16 protein-coding genes and 1 pseudogene are annotated in these 20,453 nt (G+C 68.2%); 15 read left to right on the plus strand and 2 right to left on the minus strand.

Going from position 1 to position 20,453, the window contains the following annotated elements:
- The 3 genes from A7D27_RS18180 to A7D27_RS18190 are packed head-to-tail and all read left to right on the plus strand — an operon-like array spanning window position 1 to window position 2,778.
- On the plus strand, window positions 1-1,455 hold the full coding sequence (locus A7D27_RS18180) for an amidohydrolase family protein (protein ID WP_069565652.1): 1,455 nt from the start codon (window positions 1-3) through the stop codon (window positions 1,453-1,455).
- 11 nt (window positions 1,456-1,466) lie between these two features.
- Window positions 1,467-1,859 carry a RidA family protein gene (locus A7D27_RS18185; protein WP_139131141.1) on the plus strand — a complete coding sequence of 131 codons (393 nt, stop codon included), beginning with the start codon at window positions 1,467-1,469 and terminating at the stop codon, window positions 1,857-1,859.
- A gap of 4 nt (window positions 1,860-1,863) precedes the next feature.
- Window positions 1,864-2,778 carry a sugar kinase gene (locus A7D27_RS18190; protein ID WP_069565653.1) on the plus strand — a complete coding sequence of 305 codons (915 nt, stop codon included), beginning with the start codon at window positions 1,864-1,866 and terminating at the stop codon, window positions 2,776-2,778.
- A 57-nt stretch (window positions 2,779-2,835) separates the two neighbouring features.
- Here A7D27_RS18190 and A7D27_RS18195 read toward each other — a convergent pair whose 3' ends face one another.
- Together A7D27_RS18195 and A7D27_RS18200 are read right to left on the minus strand one after the other, a co-directional pair.
- The gene (locus tag A7D27_RS18195) at window positions 2,836-4,980 is read right to left on the minus strand and encodes a 3-hydroxyacyl-CoA dehydrogenase NAD-binding domain-containing protein (protein ID WP_069565654.1); all 2,145 of its coding nucleotides are present in this window, start codon (window positions 4,978-4,980) and stop codon (window positions 2,836-2,838) included.
- Window positions 4,981-4,995: 15 nt separating this feature from the next.
- Window positions 4,996-6,201 carry an acetyl-CoA C-acetyltransferase gene (locus tag A7D27_RS18200; RefSeq protein ID WP_069565655.1) on the minus strand — a complete coding sequence of 402 codons (1,206 nt, stop codon included), beginning with the start codon at window positions 6,199-6,201 and terminating at the stop codon, window positions 4,996-4,998.
- A gap of 662 nt (window positions 6,202-6,863) precedes the next feature.
- Between A7D27_RS18200 and A7D27_RS18205 the strand changes: the two genes are divergently transcribed.
- The 12 genes and pseudogenes from A7D27_RS18205 to A7D27_RS18260 all read left to right on the plus strand — a co-directional run bounded on the left by A7D27_RS18205 (window position 6,864) and on the right by A7D27_RS18260 (window position 20,193).
- Window positions 6,864-7,223: a rhodanese-like domain-containing protein gene (locus A7D27_RS18205; protein WP_069565656.1), complete on the plus strand. Its 360-nt coding sequence runs from the start codon at window positions 6,864-6,866 to the stop codon at window positions 7,221-7,223.
- On the plus strand, window positions 7,223-8,017 hold the full coding sequence (locus tag A7D27_RS18210) for a cytochrome c (protein ID WP_069561239.1): 795 nt from the start codon (window positions 7,223-7,225) through the stop codon (window positions 8,015-8,017). The genes A7D27_RS18205 and A7D27_RS18210 overlap by 1 nt, the downstream gene beginning before the upstream one ends.
- A gap of 90 nt (window positions 8,018-8,107) precedes the next feature.
- Window positions 8,108-8,551: a hypothetical protein gene (locus tag A7D27_RS18215; RefSeq protein ID WP_069565657.1), complete on the plus strand. Its 444-nt coding sequence runs from the start codon at window positions 8,108-8,110 to the stop codon at window positions 8,549-8,551.
- 24 nt (window positions 8,552-8,575) lie between these two features.
- On the plus strand, window positions 8,576-11,398 hold the full coding sequence (locus A7D27_RS18220) for a DUF4132 domain-containing protein (protein ID WP_069565658.1): 2,823 nt from the start codon (window positions 8,576-8,578) through the stop codon (window positions 11,396-11,398).
- A complete protein-coding gene (locus A7D27_RS18225; RefSeq protein ID WP_069565659.1) occupies window positions 11,395-11,661 on the plus strand; it encodes a hypothetical protein in 267 nt (88 codons plus the stop codon). The genes A7D27_RS18220 and A7D27_RS18225 overlap by 4 nt, the downstream gene beginning before the upstream one ends.
- Window positions 11,662-11,968: 307 nt before the next feature.
- Window positions 11,969-12,877, plus strand: coding sequence for a glutamate/aspartate ABC transporter substrate-binding protein (locus tag A7D27_RS18230; protein WP_069565660.1), 909 nt, complete (start codon window positions 11,969-11,971; stop codon window positions 12,875-12,877).
- Window positions 12,878-13,039: 162 nt separating this feature from the next.
- Window positions 13,040-13,786: an amino acid ABC transporter permease gene (locus A7D27_RS18235; protein ID WP_069565661.1), complete on the plus strand. Its 747-nt coding sequence runs from the start codon at window positions 13,040-13,042 to the stop codon at window positions 13,784-13,786.
- Window positions 13,783-14,451: an amino acid ABC transporter permease gene (locus tag A7D27_RS18240; protein ID WP_139131142.1), complete on the plus strand. Its 669-nt coding sequence runs from the start codon at window positions 13,783-13,785 to the stop codon at window positions 14,449-14,451. The genes A7D27_RS18235 and A7D27_RS18240 overlap by 4 nt, the downstream gene beginning before the upstream one ends.
- Window positions 14,448-15,182, plus strand: a complete 735-nt coding sequence (locus A7D27_RS18245) for an amino acid ABC transporter ATP-binding protein (RefSeq protein ID WP_044412655.1) — start codon at window positions 14,448-14,450, stop codon at window positions 15,180-15,182. Before A7D27_RS18240 ends, A7D27_RS18245 begins: the two co-directional genes overlap by 4 nt.
- A 64-nt stretch (window positions 15,183-15,246) precedes the next feature.
- The gene (gene ggt, locus A7D27_RS18250; RefSeq protein WP_069565662.1) at window positions 15,247-16,920 is read left to right on the plus strand and encodes a gamma-glutamyltransferase; all 1,674 of its coding nucleotides are present in this window, start codon (window positions 15,247-15,249) and stop codon (window positions 16,918-16,920) included.
- A 60-nt stretch (window positions 16,921-16,980) separates the two neighbouring features.
- Window positions 16,981-18,874: pseudogene (locus A7D27_RS18255) on the plus strand (ATP-binding protein).
- Window positions 18,871-20,193 carry a sigma-54 dependent transcriptional regulator gene (locus tag A7D27_RS18260; protein ID WP_069561248.1) on the plus strand — a complete coding sequence of 441 codons (1,323 nt, stop codon included), beginning with the start codon at window positions 18,871-18,873 and terminating at the stop codon, window positions 20,191-20,193. Before A7D27_RS18255 ends, A7D27_RS18260 begins: the two are co-directional and overlap by 4 nt.
- The last annotated feature ends 260 nt before the right edge of the window (window positions 20,194-20,453 follow it).

The following is a 20,453-nucleotide window of genomic DNA, read 5'->3' on the forward strand; positions in this document are numbered from 1 at the left end:
ATGACGCACTACGACACGCTGATCCGAAACGCACGGGTCATGGATGGCAGCGGCACGGAGGAATTCGTCGCCGATGTCGGGCTCAGCCAGGGACGCATCGCCCACATCGGCGAGACCGCCGGCGGCAGCACGGCCAACCGGGTGTTCGACGCCGAAGGGCTGATCCTGGCCCCGGGCTTCATCGACGCGCATACCCACGACGACATGGAAGTGATCAAGCGCCCCGCGATGCTGCCCAAGCTGGGCCAGGGCGTGACCACCGTGATCGTCGGCAACTGCGGCATCAGCGCCGCCCCCGTCAGGCTGTCCGGCGACCTGCCGGACCCGATGAACCTGCTGGGACCGGCCGAAGCGTTCCGCTATGGGCGCTTCGCCGACTACCGAGATGCGGTGGAGCAGGCGGCACCGTCCGTAAACGTCGCCGCCCTGGTGGGGCATACCGCCCTGCGCAACAACCACTTGGACCGCCTCGATCGCAGCGCCACCCAGTCCGAAATCCGGGCCATGCGAGCGGAGCTGGCGGCCTGCCTGACCGATGGTGCCATCGGCCTGAGCAGCGGGCTGGCCTATGCATCGGCCCGCGCTGCGGACATCGAAGAGGTGCGCCAACTGGCCGAGGAACTGGCCCTTCACGGCGGCCTGTACGCGACGCACCTGCGCGATGAGTTCGACGGCATTCTCGACGCGCTCGACGAAGCCTTCGCCATAGGCCGCCACGCCGACAGCCCGGTGGTGGTGTCCCACCTCAAGTGCGCAGGGGCCGGCAACTGGGGGCGCAGCGCCGAGGTGCTCGCCCACCTGGAAGACGCCAGCACGCGCCAACCCCTGGGCTGGGACTGCTACCCCTATACCGCCAGCGCCTCGACCCTCGACCTCGGCCAGGTCACTGATGCCTACGACATCCTGATCACCTGGTCGGAGCCCCATCCCCACATGGCGTGCCGCACCCTCGCCGATATCGCCGCCACCTGGGACCTGCCCCTGCTGGAGACGGCGCGACACCTGCAACCCGCCGGCGCGGTGTACCACTGCATGAGCGAGACGGACGTGCAACGCATCCTCGCGCACCCGCTGACCATGATCGGCTCGGACGGCCTGCCGGAAGACCCGCACCCGCACCCCCGTCTCTGGGGCACCTTCGCCCGGGTGCTTGGCCACTACGCCCAGGACATCGGCCTGTTCAGCCTCGAAGAAGCCGTGCGCAAGATGACCTCGCTTCCCGCCGGTCGCTTCGGGCTGGCGCAACGTGGCCTGATCCGCACTGGCCATTGGGCCGACCTGGTGCTCTTCGATCCACTGAGCATTTCAGACGTCGCCAGCTTCGCGGACCCGCTGCGCCCTGCAGCCGGCATTCATGCCGTATGGGTGAACGGCACCCTGGCCTACCGCCCAGGCGAAGCCTGCCCGAACAGGGCTGGTCGCTTCCTCACCCGCAACCCACTCGAACGGACCTGAAGGAGTTCCCCATGACCGAGTTGAAACGCTATGCCCGGGCCACCGGCAGTGCCACCCAGCCCATGCCATTCGCCCGCGCCGTGGAGGCCGACGGCTGGCTCCATGTATCGGGCCAGACGCCGCTGCTGGACGGTGTGCTGGTGGACGGCGGCATCGTCCCCCAGGCGCGCCAGTGCCTGCGCAACCTGGTGGCGATACTCGAAGAGGCCGGCTACGGGCCCGAGCACGTGGTGCGCTGCGGTGTCTGGCTGGACGACCCCCGGGACTTCACCGCCTTCAACGCCGTGTTCCTGGAGTTCTTTGGCGAACACCCGCCAGCGCGGGCCTGCGTGGTCTCCAGCATGGTGATCGACTGCCGCGTCGAGGTGGACTGCATCGCCTATCGCGCACCCGAGCGGGGGTGATCGCATGCGCATCGCCTGCCTTGGGGAGTGCATGGTGGAACTCGCCGGAACCCCGCTCAGGCGCGGCTTCGGCGGCGACACCCTGAACACCGCCCTCTACCTTGCCCGCCTGCTGGCCGGGACAACGCACCAGGTCGAATACCTCAGCGCCCTCGGTGACGACCCCCTCAGCGAGCAGATGCTCCACGCCTGGAAAGACGAAGGCATCGACACCCGCCGGGTGGCCAGGCTCCCAGGCCAACGCCCGGGGCTGTACCTGGTGGAAGTCGATGCGCTGGGCGAGCGCCGCTTCCACTACTGGCGCGGGGAAAGCGCCGCGCGCCGCTGGTTTTCCGGCGAGATCGCGCTGGAGGAGCGGCTCGCCCGGCCGCCCCTCGACATGCTCTACCTGTCCGGCATCAGCCTCGCGCTGTTTCCGCCGTCGCGGCGCGAGGCGCTGCTGGCGGCGCTGGCCGACTTCAGGACCAAGGGCGGCCGGATCGGCTTCGACAGCAACTACCGGGCGGGCCTCTGGAGCGTCGAAGAAGCACGGCCCGTGCACCAGCGGATGCTGTCCCTGACGGACATCGCCCTGCTGACGCTGGATGACGAATGCCGACTGCACGGTCCCCATGAGGCACAGGCCGCAGCGGATCGGGCGCTCCAACTGGGGTGTGCGGAAGTGGTGATCAAGCGCGGTGCCGCTGCCTGCCTGGTCGCAACCGCCGATCAGTGCATCGAGGTGCCCGCTCTCCCCGTCTCGCGCGTGGTGGACAGTTGCGCAGCCGGCGATGCCTTTGCTGCGGGCTACCTGGCCGGACGCATCCAGCGGCGACCGCCCGCCGTATCCGCCGAAGACGGGCACCGCCTTGCGGCTGCCGTGATCGGCCATCCCGGCGCGATCATCCCCCGCAGCGCCATGCCGACAGCCTCCGCCTGATCCCCAGGAACGACAAAGCCGGCGCGAGACCGGCTTTGTCGTGACGCCATCAGAGGATCAGAACCCCTCCCCCTTGGCCGCCTTCTCCAGCAGCAGCGCCGGCGGCTCGAAACGCTCGCCGTACTGCTCGGCCAGGTAGCGGGCACGGGCGACGAAGTCGTCCAGGCCGTACTGGTTGATGAACTGCAACGCCCCGCCGGTCCAGGCGGCGAAGCCGATGCCGAAGATCGAGCCGATGTTGGCGTCGGCGGTGGACAGCAGCACGCCCTCCTCCACGCAGCGCACGGTCTCGATGGCCTGGATGAACAGGATGCGGTCGCGCACGTCCTCCTGCGGGATCTGCCGGTCGGCCTTCTCGAAGCGCGCCTTCAGTTCCGGCCACAGGTGCTTCTTGCCGCCTGCCGGGTACTCGTAGAAGCCGCCGCCGGCCGCTTTGCCGGGGCGCTTGAACTCGTTGACCATCAGGTCGATCACGGCGAAGGCCGGGTGCTGCGGCATCGCTTTGCCTTCGGCCTTGAGGTCGGCGGCGGTCTGGTTGCGGATGTGAGTCATCAGGCTCATGGAGACCTCGTCGGAGATCGCCAGCGGGCCCACCGGCATGCCGGCCTTGCGGGTCTCGTTCTCGATCATCGCCGCCGACACGCCCTCGCCGAGCATGGCGATGCCTTCGTTGGTGAAGGTGCCGAACACCCGCGAGGTGAAGAAGCCGCGGCTGTCGTTGACCACGATGGGGGTCTTCCTGATCTGCAGCACGTAGTCGAAGCCACGGGCCAGGGTCTCGTCCGAGGTCTTCTCGCCCCGGATGATCTCCACCAGCGGCATCTTGTCGACCGGGCTGAAGAAGTGCAGGCCGATGAACTTCTCCGGCTTGGCCACGGCAGTGGCCAGCCCGGTGATGGGCAGCGTGGAGGTGTTGGAGGCGATCACCGCATCCGGCAGGGCAGCCGCCTCGGCGGCAGCGGTGACCTTGGCCTTCAGCTCGCGGTTCTCGAACACGGCCTCGATGATCAGGTCGCAGCCGTCGAAGTCGGCGTCATCCACGGTCGGCTTGATGCGGGCGAGGAAGGCGTCGCGCTTCTCCGCGCTCATGTGGCCACGGGCGACCTTCTTGTCCAGCAGGCCGGCGGAGTACGCCTTGCCCTTCTCGGCGGCTTCGATGGAGACGTCCTTGAGTACCACCTCGATGCCGGCGGCGGCGGAGACGTAGGCGATGCCCGCGCCCATCATGCCGGCGCCGAGCACGCCGACCTTTTTGGTTTCATAGCGGGCCGGGCCCTTGGGCCGGGAGCTGCCGGCGTTGATCTCGTTCAGTTGGAACCAGAAGGTGCCGATCATGTTCTTCGCCACCTGGCCGGTGGTCAGCTCGGTGAAATAGCGCGCCTCGATCAGTTGGGCGGTGTCGAAGTCCACCTGGGCGCCTTCGACGGCGGCGCACATGATCTTCTCCGGCGCCGGGAAGCAGCCTTTGGTCTTGTCCCGCAGCACGCTCGGGGCGATGGCCAGCATCTGCGCCACGGCCGGGGTGGACGGGGTGCCGCCGGGAATCTTGTAGCCCTTCACGTCCCAGGGCTGCACGGCCGTGGGGTTGGCGGCGATGAAGGCGCGGGCCTTGGCCAGCAGCTCGTCACGGTCCTTGGCGATGTCGTGGATCAGGCCGGCCTTGAGAGCCTGGTCCGGGCGCACCTTCTTGCCTTCGGCGAGGTACGGCAGCGCCTTCTCGATGCCCAGCAGGCGCACCATGCGCACCACGCCGCCGCCACCGGGGAGCAAGCCCAGGGTGACTTCCGGCAGGCCGAGCTGAACATGGCTCTCGTCGATGGCGATGCGGTGGTGGCAGGCCAGGCAGATTTCCCAGCCGCCGCCCAGGGCCGCGCCGTTGATGGCAGCGACCACGGGCTTGCCGAGGCTTTCCAGGCGGCGCAACTGGCCCTTGATCTTGAGGATCATCTGGTAGAAGCCGTTGGCATCGGCCTGGGTGACCTTGATCAGCTCATTGAGGTCGCCGCCGGCGAAGAAGGTCTTCTTGGCGGAGGTGACGATGACCCCGGCGATGGAGTCCTTCTCGGCTTCCAGGCGGTCCACGGTGGCGCCCATGGCCTCGCGGTACACCGCGTTCATGGTGTTGGCGCTCTGGCCGGGCATGTCGATGGTCAGGACGACGATGTTGTCCGGGCCTTTTTCGTAACGGATGGCGTCAGTCATTTTTATTCTCCGGCCTCAAACTCGCTCGATGATTGTCGCAATACCCATGCCGCCGCCGACACACAAGGTGGCGAGGCCGTAACGCAGATTGCGCTTCTCCAGCTCGTCGAGCAGGGTGCCGAGGATGGCGCAGCCGGTGGCCCCCAGGGGGTGACCCATGGCGATGGAGCCGCCGTTGACGTTGACCTTCTCCTCCGGCACGCCCATGTCCTTCATGAACTTCATCACCACCGAGGCGAAGGCTTCGTTGACCTCGAACAGGTCGATGTCGCCCACCGACAGCCCGGCCTTGGCCAGGGCCTTGCGGGTGGCCGGCGCCGGGCCGGTGAGCATGATGGTCGGGTCGGTGCTGGTCACCGCCGTGGCGACGATGCGTGCGCGGGGCTTGAGGCCCAGCTCCTTGCCCTTGGCGGCGGAGCCGATGAGCATCGCGGCGGCACCATCGACGATGCCGGAGCTGTTGCCCGGGGTGTGTACGTGGTGGATGCGCTCGACGTGGCTGTACTTGCGCAGCGCGGTGGCGTCGAAACCCATCTGGCCCATCATCTCGAAGCTCGGTTTGAGCGCGCCGAGGCCCTCGAGGGTGGATTCGCCGCGGATGAACTCGTCATGGTCCAGCAGCACGATGCCGTTCTGGTCGGTGACCGGCACCAGGGATTTGTTGAACGAGCCGTCGGCGCTGGCGCGGGCGGCCTTCTGCTGGGAGCGCAGGGCGAAGGCATCCACGTCCTGGCGGCTGAAGCCTTCCAGGGTGGCGATCAGGTCGGCACCGATGCCCTGGGGCACGAAGCTGGTGTGCAGGTTGGTTTCCGGGTCCATGGCCCAGGCGCCGCCGTCGGAACCCATGGGCACACGGGACATGGACTCCACGCCACCGGCCACCACCAGGTCCTCGAAGCCGGAGCGCACTTTCATCGCGGCGAGGTTCACGGCCTCCAGGCCCGACGCGCAGAAGCGGTTGATCTGCTGGCCCGAGACGGTCTCGTCCCAGTCGGCCACCAGCGCGGCGGTCTTGGCGATGTCGGCGCCCTGGTCACCCACCGGGGTCACGCAGCCGAGGACGATGTCGTCCACCTGGCTGGTGTCCAGCGTGTTGCGCACCTCCAGGGCCTTGAGCAGCCCGGCGATCAGGTTGACCGGCTTGACGCTGTGCAGCGCCCCGTCCTTCTTGCCTTTGCCGCGGGGCGTGCGCACCGCGTCGTAGATAAATGCTTCGGTCATGGCGTTCTCTCTTGTCGTTAGGCAGATGGGCCGGCCCGGGGTCGACCGCGGTGGGTCTACCTTAACGGCGACGCCCGCCGGCTCAATGACCGAACTGCTCAGCGCCATTGACCACGGCGCTCAGACGAACGGTCGGCTGACCCCGGGGTCAACGCGAGGCTCTGGCCCAAGGCTCACCCCTGCCGCTATGGCAAAGCTACGGGTAAAGGCCGGCGGCTTGATCCCAAGCGTTCTAAGCCGCCGGGCGGGCCGCACCTAGTGTTCAATGGGCAAGGGGCCGTTGCGGGGTCATGCCGGAGCGGTCGATCAGCAACGCCACGGGGTTTCCGCGCCGGGCCAGGCCGTAAGGGCCCGATGCCAAACCCCAACAAGAAGAAAGGCAGTTGGCCATGTTCAAACAGCCGAAGATGCGGCAGGCGAGCCTTATCGTCTTTGCCACCACGCTCCTCCTGATCCTTCCCAATCTGACTCGCCTGGTCGGTTGACCATCACCTGCCTGCGCTACGCCCCGCTCGACGCGGCGCGGCGCGGGCGGGCTCGCCGGCGCGCCGCCATCGGAGCGGCATCTCCCGCAGCGCTGGAGCCCCTATTCCAAAGCGGTCGAGCGGCCCTTTGAGAGTGTGCTAGGGTCCAACCGGTCACTGTTTGGAAGGAACTGAACCATGCGCTCTCTGATCACCCCGCTCGCCCTCTCCCTCAGCCTCCACGCAGTCGCCGGCGACGTCGACCAGGCCGCCGCCCTGGAGGCTCTGAAGCAGGAGGGCGCCGTGCTGATCGATGTGCGTACACCGGAGGAGATCCAGGAAGGCGCGCTCCCCGGTGCCCGCTACATCGGCTTCGAAGACATCGGCGAGCGCATCGCCGAGGTCGCGCCGGACACGTCCACCCCCATCATCCTGTACTGCCGCAGCGGCCGGCGCTCCGGCATCGCCCAGGACGACCTGCTCGCCCGGGGCTACACCAACGTGCAAAATGCCGGCGGCTACGCCCGGCTCAAGCCCTTGTTGGAGAATGCCCCCTGATGCGTCACCTGCTCCTTGCCCTGCTGCTCGCCACCGGCCTGGCCCAGGCCGCCGACCTGACCCTGGAACTGCCCGACGGTACCCGCACCCTGAGTACCGCCGAGCTGCTCGCCCACCCCCAGGCCCAGGAGGTGCGCATCCCCCATGACGTCGCCTACAAGCGCGCCATGACCTACCGGGCCGTGCCCCTGGCCGCCCTGCTGCCCGGTGTGGCGCCGGAGCAGCACCTGCAGGCCGTGGCGACCGACGGCTTCGCCGCCGAACTCAGCGCCGCCCCGCTGCTGGCCCGTGAGGGCGCCCGCGCCTGGCTGGCCGTGGAGGACCCGGCCAGGCCCTGGCCGGGCCTGGCCGAGGGCAAGCCCAGCGCCGGCCCCTTCTACCTGGTGTGGACCGCCCCCGAAGCCGGCGGCATCAGCCCCGAGCAATGGCCCTTCCAGGTGGCGAAGATCCGCGCCCTGGCCTCCGTCGCCGAGCGTTTCCCCGCGCTGCTGCCAGCCAAGAACGCCAGCGCCGACATCCAGGCCGGCTTAGCCCTGTTCCAGAAGAACTGCCTGGCCTGCCACCGCCTCAACGGCGCCGGGGACGCTCAGTTCGGCCCCGACCTGAACCTGCCCTACAACCCCACCGAGTACTTCGCTGAAGGCTTCCTGCAGCGCTACATCCGCGATCCGCAGAGCCTGCGCCGCTGGCCGGAAGCGCGTATGCCGGCCTTCCCCGCCCAGGTCATCGATGACGCGCAACTGGAGCAACTGGTCGCCTACCTGCGCCACATGAGCGGCCGCAAGACGCCGTGACCGCCGCCACGAACCCGCGCAGCCGGCCTTTCCTGCCGGCCGCGCCGGCGCTACGCTCGCCCACCTGAATCGCCGGCCTGGAGAGCCAGCATGAGCACCGAGCTGCACGTCGAGAGCCTGGTTCTGCGCGGGGCCCGCAACGAAGCCTTCACCCCCGACCTCAACCTGCACCTGGAGGACTCCCGGCTCACCCTGGGCGAGCTGATCCGCCGGGTGGTGCTGCACCAGGTGGCCGAACGGACGGTCGCCGGCTGGCTGGACCGCCTCCAGTCCAGCGCCCCTGCCGACTACCTCAGCGACGACGAGATCCGCCGCCAGGCCGCGCGAGGTGCCATCAAGCCGCACGCCGAGCGCCCCGACGCCCCCCGGATCGACGCCGAAGCCGAAGTTCAGCGCGCCCTGGCGGGCTTCCGCCAGCGCCGCTACCGCATCCTTCTCGACGGCCAGATGCTTAACGACCTCGACCATTCCCTCGACCTGCCCGCCCAGGCCCGGCTCACCTTCCTGCGCCTGGTGCCCCTGGTCGGCGGCTGACCCCCAACACGAACGGACGCCCCCATGCAGCACTACCAAGCCGATGCCCACCAGCAGGCCCGCATCGCCCTGCTCGACGCCTTCCTCGACCGCACCCTGGATGCCCTGCCCGAACGCGACGCGCTGCTGGCCGAAGACGGCCACCATCACCCGTTCTGGGATGAGGTGGACGGTCTGGCCCTGGCCGACGCCTTCCTCGCCGAAGCCGGCCCCGACGGCCAACAGGCCCTGGTGGACGCCCTGGTCTTCCCGCGCAGCTTGGGCCACGACGAAACCGAACACCGCTACACCCGCCAACGCCTGCTGCAGATCACCAGCCGCGCCGGTGTCGCCGCCTACCCGAGCGCCCACAGCTTCCAGGCCCTGGAGCGGCGCGTGCGGCACATGCTGGCCCACGCCTTCGAAGACAGCGACCACGCCCTCCACCCCGGCTACGTGGCCCGCCATTACTGGCACGATCCCGCCAACGCCTGGACCACCCCCAACCTGGCAGACTGCCTGGAGCTGCTGGCCGAACACCCCGTCGACAATGCCTGGCTGGACGTTGCCCAGTGGCTGCTCAGTGGCGACTGGGACCGCCGCAACCCCCTCGAAGACGCCTATCACCCACGGCTGGCCGGGAGCTACCAGGGCAGGGCCGAGGACGCCATCCGGCGCTTCGCCGTGGGCCTGGCCGACGCCGGCCGCCTGGATGCCGCCCTGCACGAGCACGCCGTGCGCACCTGGGCCAAGAGCCTGTGCACCCTGCCGCCGCTCGCAGCAGGCAGCAGCCCAGGCGAACAACGGCTGGACGCACTCAATGCCGACTTCGTCCAGCGCTCGTTGGCCCAACTGCCGGAAAGCGCCGAGCAGCTGCGCAGCCTGATCGGCGAGCGCGGCACCTCCACCGCCCACTGGCTGCTGGCCGGCGTGCGCGAGCTGACACGCCTCGGCCTGGAGCGGGGCACCCTCAACGACCACTACGACAACTCCCAGGGCCGGGCGCTGACTGCCCTGCTCGATGTCGGCCAGCTCGACTCGACCGAATCCGCTGCCCTGCCTGGGCAGCTCGCCGGTTTCCCCCGCACCAGCCTGCTCACCGCCCTGCCCTACAGCAGCGCGGCCAGTGAAGCCGTGCTGGACGCCCTTGGCTGGAGCGACCTGAAGCCCCTGCAGCGCCTTTACCTCGACCTGGCGCTGGCCGTCGACCACAGCGGGCGCCTGGTGGAAGACCTGCAGAGCAGCGACGACCCGGAGCTGGGCGTGGTGGACCGCGACGCCCTGCAAACCGCCCTGGACCAGGCCGACGCCGGGCATCTGGCGGACTACCTCGCCGCCCTGGAAGGCACCCCCTGGGCCTTCCCCAACACCCGCCTGCTGCTGGACGCCTTCCGCGGCCTGGAGCGCAAGGCCCTGGAGAAGAAGCTGCAACGCCACGCCCAGGCCGCCCTGCGCGCCTACGGCCTGCTGCCCACAAGCGGCACGGACGAAACCCTCGAGCGCTACCTGGCCCTCAAGCGCTACCACCGCGAAGTCGAGCGCTACGGTGCCGAACGCCAGGCCAACTCCCAGGCGGCCATCCAGGCCGGGCTGGAGAATCTCGCCCGCACCGCCGGCTACGGCGACGCCACCCGCCTGGAATGGGCGATGGAAGCGGAGATCGCCGAGCAGACCCCGGACCGCCTGCACCTGGACGGCTACGACCTGTGGCTGGAATTGCAGGGCCTCAACCCGGTCATGGTCGCCAGCAAGGGTGGCAAGCGCCTGAAGTACGTACCCGCCGGCCTGCGCAAGCACGACGGCCACGCGGAGCTGAAGGCCCTGCAGGGCCGCATGAAGGACCAGATCCGCCGCTTCCGCCTGACCCTGGAAACCATGATGGCCCGGGGCGAAGCCCTGGAGCCGGCGCAACTGCGCCAGCTGCTGCGCATGCCGGCGGCGCGCCTGCTGCTGGACCACCTGGTACTGCGCGATGGCGACGGCCGGCTGGGCTGGCTGGACGGCGACGCCTTCGCCCTGCGCCCGCTGGCAGGGCCGGCCCGTGCCATCGACGGCCCGCTGCTGATCGCCCACCCGTTGCACCTGTACCAGGCCGGCGCGCTCTCCGCCTGGCAGCAGGCCCTGGTGGCCCAGCGCCGGGTGCAGCCCTTCAAGCAGGTGTTCCGCGAGCTGTACCTGCTGACCCCGGCCGAACGGGAGAACGGCCTGAAGTCCATGCGCTTCGCCGGTCACGTGCTGCGCAGCGCCGTGGCCGCCCGCCTGCTGCGGGCCCGGGGCTGGACCACCCACGACGGCGAGGAGGTATTCCGCAACTGGGGCCAGGGCCTGTACGCCTTCGTCGACTTCCCCGATGCGCAGCGCTACCTGCCGCTGACCGAGACCATCACCCTGCAGGCCATCGAATTCGTCCGCGACCGCGCGCGCCTGCCCCTGGAAGAGGTCCCGCCGCTGGTGCTCTCCGAAACCCTGCGCGACGCCGACCTGATCGTCTCCGTGGCCTTCACTGATGAGACCAGCACCCACGCCGGCAGCGCCGAGGTCATCCAGCGCCGCGCCGAGCTGGTGCAGGCCCTGGTGAGCAACCTGGGGTTGGCCAACGTGCGCTGCGAGGGCCACCACGCCCACATCACCGGCAGCCGCGCGCGCTACCGGCTGCACCTGGGCAGCGGCGTCATCCATATCGAGCCGGGCAACTACCTGTGCATCGTCCCGGCCGGCAAGCCGGCGGATGACCTCTACCTGCCCTTCGCCGACAGCGATGCGCGCACCAGCGAGATCATCAGCAAGCTGTTCCTGCTGCTGGACGACGGGGCGATCGACGACCCGAGCATCCTCGAACAGATCCGCCGCAGCGAAGCGCCGGCATGAGCGCCACGCTGAACGAGCGGCTGGAACAGGTGGAGGACGCCGCCAGCTTCCTCGCCTTCGTCCGCGCCCTGCGTGAAGACCGCCTGCGCGCCGTCGCCACCCCGGAGACCGGCGCCTGGGCCCACGACACCATCGAGGACTTCCTCGACAGCGCCCTGGCCTGGGCCGACGCCAGCGACTTCGGCGCCCGCCAGGGCCTGGCAGACGCCAACCCCTGGCGCTGTGCTGCCACCTTTCTGCTGTGCGGCAGTCTTTACGAATAGCCGCCTTTCCAGACGCTATGCCCCTGAGATTGTTGCGATGCCGAGCTGGTTATCGAGTGCTGCGGATCTCTTTAAAACACCGCCCCCACGTTCGGATAACCGAACGCCTTTCCATCCAATGTCCGAACCACCGAACAAAGCCCCTCGAAGACCAACTACCCATAAAGATAAAAACCAATAAATTCAATTAGTTACAAACACATCTCAACACCATACAGATGGCACGCATCCTGCCATTACAGATCCCCGACGGCGCCGAAAACCGCATCGCGCCGATAAGAACAAACAAAGTCGAGGACTGAAACACATGCGTACCCTTCCCAAGGTTCTGGCCGCCGCCATCGCTGCGACCCTGATTTCCGCTCCCGCCATCGCCGACGAACTGACCGGCACCCTGAAGAAGATCAAGGACAGCGGCACCATCGTCCTCGGTCACCGCGACGCCTCCATCCCGTTCTCCTACCTCGGCACCGAGCCGGGCAAGCCCATCGGCTACTCCCATGACCTGCAACTGAAGGTCGTCGAAGCCGTGAAGAAGGAACTGGCCCTGCCGGACCTGAAGGTCCGCTACAACCTCGTCACCTCCCAGACCCGCATCCCACTGGTGCAGAACGGCACCGTGGACATCGAGTGCGGCTCCACCACCAACAACCTCGAGCGCCAGAAGCAGGTCGACTTCTCCGTCGGCATCTTCGAAGTCGGCACCCGCCTGCTGTCGAAGAAGACCGCCGGCATCAACGACTTCGCCGACCTCAAGGGCAAGAACGTGGTGACCACCGCCGGCACCACCTCCGAGCGCCTGCTCAAGTCCATGAATGCTGAAAAGCAGATGGGCATGAACATCATCTCCGCCAAGGACCATGGAGAGTCCTTCCTGATGCTCGAGTCCGGCCGCGCCGTCGCCTTCATGATGGACGACGCCCTGCTCTACGGTGAGATGGCCAAGGCCAAGAAACCCGACGACTGGGTCGTCACCGGCCAGCCGCAGTCCTACGAGATCTACGGCTGCATGGTTCGCAAGGGCGACGAAGCCTTCAAGAAAGTGGTCGACAAGGCCATCGCCGACGTCTACGCCTCCGGCGAGATCAACGGCATCTACGACACCTGGTTCACCCAGCCCATCCCGCCGAAGAGCCTGAACCTGAACTTCCCCATGAGCGACGAGCTGAAGAAGCTCATCGCCACCCCCACCGACAAGTCGGCCGAAGAGCTCTGACCTGTTGCGCCCGCCTCCCACAAGGAGGCGGACCGGGCGTGAGGGCGAACGGGCGTACCACGCCGCCTTCGTCCCGTCCCCCTGCCAGCGGCAGGGGGCGCCCCCTTCCGCTGCCGTCAACCGCAACCGCAGACCGACAAAGACCCTGAGGGGACCACCCTGATGAATTACAACTGGGACTGGGGCGTATTCTTCAAGTCCACCGGCATCGGCGATGAAATCTACCTGGACTGGTTCGTCACCGGCCTGGGCTGGACCATCGCCATCGCCCTGGTGGCCTGGATCGTCGCCTTGCTGCTGGGCTCGCTGCTCGGCGTGATGCGCACCGTGCCGAACCGCCTGGTGTCCGGCATTGCCACCACCTACGTGGAGATCTTCCGCAACGTACCGCTGCTGGTGCAGCTGTTCCTCTGGTACTTCCTGGTACCGGACCTTCTGCCCGAACCGCTGGAAATCTGGTTCAAGCAGGACCTCAACCCGGCCACCTCCGCCTACCTCAGCGTGGTCGTGTGCCTCGGCCTGTTCACCGCCGCCCGCGTCTGCGAGCAGGTGCGCACCGGCATCCAGGCCCTGCCCAAGGGCCAGCTCGGCGCCGCCCGCGCCCTGGGCTTCGGCCTGCCGGCCATCTACCGCTACGTGCTGCTGCCGCAAGCCTTCCGCATCATCATTCCGCCGCTGACCAGCGAGTTCCTCAACATCTTCAAGAACTCCTCGGTGGCCTCGCTGATCGGCCTGATGGAGCTGCTGGCGCAGACCAAGCAGACCGCCGAGTTCTCCGCCAACCTGTTCGAAGCCTTCACCCTGGCCACCCTCATCTACTTCACCCTGAACATGAGCCTGATGCTGCTCATGCGCCTGGTGGAGCGGAAGGTCGCCGTGCCCGGCCTGATCGCCGTAGGGGGTAAATGATGGATTTCTCCGCGATCATCCCCGCCCTCCCCGGCCTCGCCGACGGGCTGCTGATGACCCTGCAACTGATGGTGCTGGGCGTGCTGGGCGGCGTCGCCCTGGGCACCGTGCTGGCCCTGATGCGCCTGTCCCACAACCCGCTGCTGTCGAAGATCGCCGGGCTCTACGTGAACTACTTCCGCTCGATCCCGCTGCTGCTGGTGATCACCTGGTTCTACTTCGCGGTGCCCTTCATCCTGCGCTGGATCACCGGCGAGGACACCCCGATCGGCGCGTTCACCTCGTGCCTGGTGGCCTTCATGATGTTCGAGGCCGCCTACTTCTGCGAGATCGTCCGTGCCGGCATCCAGGCCATCCCCAAGGGCCAGATGGGCGCGGCCCAGGCCCTGGGCATGACCTACGGCCAGTGCATGCGGCTGATCATCCTGCCCCAGGCCTTCCGCAAGATGACCCCGCTGCTGCTGCAGCAGAGCATCATCCTGTTCCAGGACACCTCGCTGGTGTACACCGTCGGCCTGATGGACTTCCTCAATGCCGCCCGCTCCCGTGGCGACATCATCGGCCAGCCCCATGAGTTCCTCATCTTCGCCGGCCTGGTCTACTTCAGCATCAGCTTCATCGCCTCCCAGCTGGTCAAACTCCTGCAGAAAAGGTTAGCCGTATGATTTCCATCAAGAACGTCAACAAGTGGTACGGGGACTTCCAGGTGCTGACCGACTGCAGCACCGAGGTGAAGAAGGGCGAAGTGGTCGTGGTCTGCGGCCCGTCCGGCTCCGGCAAGTCCACCCTGATCAAGTGCGTCAACGCCCTGGAGCCCTTCCAGAAGGGCGACATCATCGTCGACGGCACCTCCATCGCCGACAAGAACACCGACCTGCCCAAGCTGCGCTCCCGCGTCGGCATGGTGTTCCAGCACTTCGAACTGTTCCCGCACCTGTCCATCACCGAGAACCTCACCATCGCCCAGGTCAAGGTCCTCGGCCGGGGCAAGGCCGAAGCGCTGGACAAGGGCCTCAAGCTGCTCGACCGCGTCGGCCTCAAGGCCCACGCCCACAAGCACCCCGGCCAGCTCTCCGGCGGCCAGCAGCAGCGCGTCGCCATCGCCCGCGCCCTGGCCATGGACCCGGTGGTGATGCTGTTCGACGAACCCACCTCCGCGCTGGACCCGGAGATGGTCAACGAAGTGCTCGACGTGATGGTCGAGCTGGCCCAGGAAGGCATGACCATGATGTGCGTGACCCACGAGATGGGCTTCGCCCGCAAGGTCGCCGACCGGGTCATCTTCATGGACCGCGGGCAGATCGTCGAAGACTGCGCCAAGGACGAGTTCTTCGGCGACGTCAGCCAGCGTTCCGACCGCGCCCAGCAGTTCCTCGCCAAGATCCTGCAACACTGACGCCCCACCGCCCCCGGCCTGCCGGGGGCCTTCCCCTCTTCACAACAACAACAGGGAACCCGTCATGCACTCGAAGCGCCTCAGCCCCCTCGCCCTCGGCCTGCTCCTGGCCGCCGCCCACGGCAGCGTCCTCGCCGTGCCCCTTGAACGCGGCGCCGTCGCCGCACCGGACAGCTACGGCGCCCAGGTTGCTGCCGACGTCCTCAAGGCCGGCGGCAACGCCGTGGACGCCGCCGTCGCCACCGCCTTCACCCTCGCCGTCACCTACCCCGAGGCCGGCAACATCGGCGGCGGCGGCTTCATGACGCTGTACATGGACGGCAAGCCCTACTTCCTCGACTACCGCGAGATCGCCCCCAAGGCCGCCAGCAAGACCATGTACCTGGACGACAAGGGCGAAGTGATCGAGAACCTCAGCCTGGTCGGCGCCCGTGCCGCCGGCGTACCGGGCACCGTGATGGGCCTGTGGGAGGCCCACCAGCGCTTCGGCAGCAAGCCCTGGAGCGAGCTGATCACCCCCGCCATCGGCTACGCCCGCAACGGCTTCAAGGTCGCCCAGCAGCAGTACCAGTACCGCGAGGACGCCCTCGCCCTGTTCAACGGCAAGACCAACTTCAACGACTACTTCGGCACCCTCAAGCCCGGCCAGACCTTCAAGCAGCCGGAGCTGGCCAGCACCCTCGAACGCATCGCCGCCAACGGCCCGGACGAGTTCTACAAGGGCAAGACCGCCCAGCTGCTGGTCGCCCAGATGAAACAGGACAACGGCCTGATCAGCGCCGAAGACCTGGCCGACTACCGCACCAAGTGGCGCGAGCCCATGCGCATCGACTGGCAGGGCAACACCCTCTACACCGCCCCGCTGCCCAGCTCCGGCGGCATCGCCCTGGCCCAGCTGATCGGCATCAAGGAAGCCCGCGCCGCCGACTTCAAGGGCGTCGAGCTGAACTCCGCGCGCTACATCCACCTGCTCGCCGAGATCGAGAAGCGCGTGTTCGCCGACCGCGCCGACTACCTGGGCGACCCGGACTTCTCCAAGGTGCCGGTGCAGCAACTGACCGACCCGGCCTACATCGCCCAGCGCGCCCGCGAAGTGAACCCCAGCGCCATCTCCGCCACCGAGAAGGTCCGCCCCGGCCTGGAACCGCACCAGACCACCCACTTCTCCATCGTCGATGCCCAGGGCAACGCCGTCAGCAACACCTACACCCTCAACTGGGACTTCGGCAGCGGCGTGGTGGTCAAGGGCGCCGGCTTCCTGCTCAACGACGAGATGGACGATTTCAGCGCCAAGCCCGGCGTGGCCAACGCCTTTGGCGTGGTCGGCAGCGACGCCAACGCCATCGAACCCGGCAAGCGCATGCTCTCCTCCATGAGCCCGAGCATCGTCACCCGCGACGGCAAGGTCAGCCTGGTGCTCGGCACCCCTGGCGGCTCGCGCATCTTCACCTCGATCTTCCAGGTGCTGAACAACGTCTACGACTTCAAGCTGCCCTTGGAGAAGGCCGTGGCCGCCCAGCGCGTGCATCACCAGTTGCTGCCCAAGGACACGATCTACTACGACGCCCACGCCCCGCTCACCGGCCCGGTGGCCGAGCAGCTCAAAGCCATGGGCTACACCCTGGAGGATCAGGGCTGGAACATGGGCGACATCCAGGCCATCCGCGTCGAGGGCAGTACCCTGGAAACCGCTTCCGACCCCCGCGGCCGTGGTGTCGGCCGGGTGGTGAAACACTGACCCAGGCAGCCCGCCGCCAACCGGGCGGCGGGCTGGCACGGCCCGGATGACTATGATGCAATGCCCCACCACCAGCCTCCGTGCCGTCCCGCCCGCCCTCACCGTGAAGCCGCGCCTGCTCCGCCACCTCTCCCTGACCCTCCTGCTGCTCCTGGCCATGCTGGGCGCCGGCTGGGTGGTCTATCACCTCAGCGAACAGGCCGGCATCCGCGCCCTGGCCAGCAACGGCGAACGCCAACTGGAACTCCACGCCCGCGCGGTGGAGAGCGAGATCAACCGCTACACCTACCTGCCCAGCCTGCTGGAGCTGGAGTCCAGCGTCAGCCACCTGCTGCTCAACCCCACGCCCTACCGGCGCAACCTGGTCAACGACTACCTCGAAGGGCTCAACCGCCGCAGCGGCAGCCGCGCCACCTTCCTGCTCGACACCGAAGGCCGCGTGCTGGCCACCAGCAACTGGCGCGATGCCGACAGCTTTCTCGGTGAAGACCTGGCCTTTCGCGCCTACTACCAGGACGCCATGAAGGGCCTGCCGGGCCGCTTCTACGGCATCGGCAGCACCACCGGCGAGGCCGGCTACTACCTGGCCCACGGCCTGCGCTACCAGCAGCGGATCATCGGCGTCGCCGTGGTCAAGGTGAAGCTGGAGGCCCTGCAGGAGCGCTGGGAAAAGGCCCGCCTGCACGCCTTCGTCAGCGACGAGAACGGCATCATCATCCTCTCCAGCGACCCGGCCCTGCGCATGAAGGCGGTCCGCCCGCTGTCCGCCGACGACCGGGAACGCCTGGCCCGCAGCCTGCAATACCACTGGTCAGCCCTCGACGAATGGCAGCCCAGCGCCCGCCAGGACCTGGGCGAAGGCCTGGAGATCATCAGCTTCCCCAACGGCGAAGGCACCGGCAGCGTCGCCTACCTCTCGCAGGCGCGCCTGCTCAACGACACCCGCTGGCACTTCACCCTGCTCTCGCCCCTGGCCGATCTGCGCCGCGAAGCGGTGATCCACGGCCTGCTCGCCGCCGCCGGGCTGGCCCTGCTGGCCTTCCTCGGCATCGCCTGGAACGAACGGCGCAAGGTCCTCGCCACCCGCCTCGCCGCCCGCGAAGCCCTGCTCGCCGCCAACAACGAACTGGAACGCAAGATCGGCGAGCGCACCCAGGACCTCATCGCCAGCAACCAGCGCCTGCTGGACGAGATCCGCGAGCGCAAGCAGACCGAAGAAAACCTGCGCAAGGCCCAGGACGGCCTGGTGCAGGCCGGCAAGCTGGCGGTCATCGGGCAGATGTCCACCAGCATCGCCCACGAACTCAACCAGCCCCTCGCCGCCCTGCGCACCCTCTCCGGCAACACCGTGCGCTTCCTCGCCCGGGGCGCCCTCGACGTGGCCAGCACCAACCTCACCGCCATCAACGAACTGGTGGACCGCATGGGCCGCATCACCGCCAGCCTGCGCGCCTTCGCCCGGCGCGCCGACGACCATGGCCAGGCCTCCCTCGGCAAGGCCGTGGACGCCGCCCTGTTCATCCTTCACACCCGCCTGGAGAAGAGCCCCATCAGCCTGCACCGCACCTGCGCCGAAGCCGAACTGGCCATCGACCAGACGCGCCTGGAGCAGATCCTGGTCAACCTCATCGCCAACGCCCTGGACGCCCTCGCCGGCCACGACGACGGCCAGATCTGGCTGGAAGGCCGCGACGAACAGGGCCGCTACCGGCTGGAAGTGCGTGACAACGGCCCCGGCATCGCCCCCGACGCCCGCGTGCACCTGTTCGAGCCCTTCTTCACCACCAAGCCCGGCGAGCACGGCCTCGGCCTGGGGCTGACCCTCTCCGCCAGCCTGGCCACCGCCGCCGGCGGCAGCCTCGGCGTGCGCCACCCGGAAGCCGGCGGCACCGCCTTCGAACTGCTCCTGCCCTACGCCGCTCACCGCGAGCCCGCGCCGAGGACCCCGACATGACCGAGCCCCTCACCGTCCTCATCGTCGAAGACGACCCCCATGTGCTGCTGGGCTGCCAGCAGGCGCTGATCCTCGAGGACATCCCCTGCATCGGCGTCGGCAGTGCCGAGGAAGCGCTGGCCCAGATCGGCGCCGACTTCGCCGGCATCGTCATCACCGACATCCGCCTGCCGGGCATCGACGGCCTGGAACTGCTCAGCCGCCTCAAGGCCCGCGACCGCAGCCTGCCGGTGGTGCTGATCACCGGCCACGGCGACATCAGCATGGCGGTCAACGCCATGCGCGACGGCGCCTACGACTTCATGGAGAAGCCCTTCTCCCCCGAACGCCTGGTGGAGGTCGCCCGCCGCGCCCTGGAGAAACGCAGCCTCGACCGCGAGGTCAGCGCCCTGCGTCGCCAACTGGCCGGGCGCCAGTCCCTGGAGCAGCGCATCATCGGCCGCTCCCCGGCGATCCAGGCCCTGCGCGAGCTGATCGCCAACGTCGCCGACACCGCCGCCAACGTGCTGATCGAAGGCGAGACCGGCACCGGCAAGGAGCTGGTCGCCCGCTGCCTGCACGACTCCAGCCGCCGCCGCGACCACGAGTTCGTCGCCCTCAACTGCGGCGGCCTGCCGGAGAACCTGTTCGACAGCGAGATATTCGGCCACGAGGCCCACGCCTTCACCGGCGCCGGCAAGCGCCGCATCGGCAAGATCGAGCACGCCAACAAGGGCACCCTGTTCCTCGACGAGATCGAGAGCATGCCCATCAACCTGCAGATCAAGTTCCTCCGCGTGCTGCAGGAGCAGACCCTGGAGCGCCTCGGCTCGAACCAGCCGATCCCGGTGGACTGCCGGGTGATCGCCGCCACCAAGACCGACCTGGACGACGCCGGCAAGGCCGGCACCTTCCGCAGCGACCTGTACTACCGCCTCAACGTGGTGACCCTGGAACTGCCGCCCCTGCGCGAGCGGCGCGAAGACATCCTCATGCTCTTCGAGCACTTCCTGCAGCTCGCCTCCCTGCGCTTCGACCGCCCCGCGCCGACCCTGGACAACGCCACCGCCTCCAGCCTCATGGCCCACGACTGGCCGGGCAACGTGCGCGAGCTGCGCAACGTCGCCGAGCGCTACGCCCTCGGCCTGCCGGCGCTGAAGAAGAGCGGCCAGGCCCCCGACGGCAACGCCCCGTCCTTCGCCGAGGCGGTGGAAGTCTTCGAGCGCAACCTCATCGGCCAGGCCCTGGAGCGCCACGCCGGCAACATCAGCCAGGCCGCCCTCAGCCTCGGCATGGCCAAGACCACCCTGTTCGACAAGGTCAAGAAATACGGCCTCTGAGCACCTTGCCCCGTAGCCCGGACTTCAGTCCGGGAACCCGGCCTCCCCCCCTGAATGCCGCGCGAAGCCCAGGCGCTGCAACGGCCGGAAGAGTCGAGGCTCGACCACGCCACCATCGAGCCCTACACCATGCTCAAGTCAATACTGGTGCGATGACTCCCAAGGAAAAACGCTTACCCCGTTTCAACCCCTGCCTTCTGAAATAGCGCACAGCAAAGCGGTCTCCCGCGACGGTGACAAGGCTGTGGCCGGCCTCACAC

This window comes from Pseudomonas sp. 1D4, assembly GCF_001728925.1.
GTDB lineage: Bacteria > Pseudomonadota > Gammaproteobacteria > Pseudomonadales > Pseudomonadaceae > Metapseudomonas > Metapseudomonas otitidis.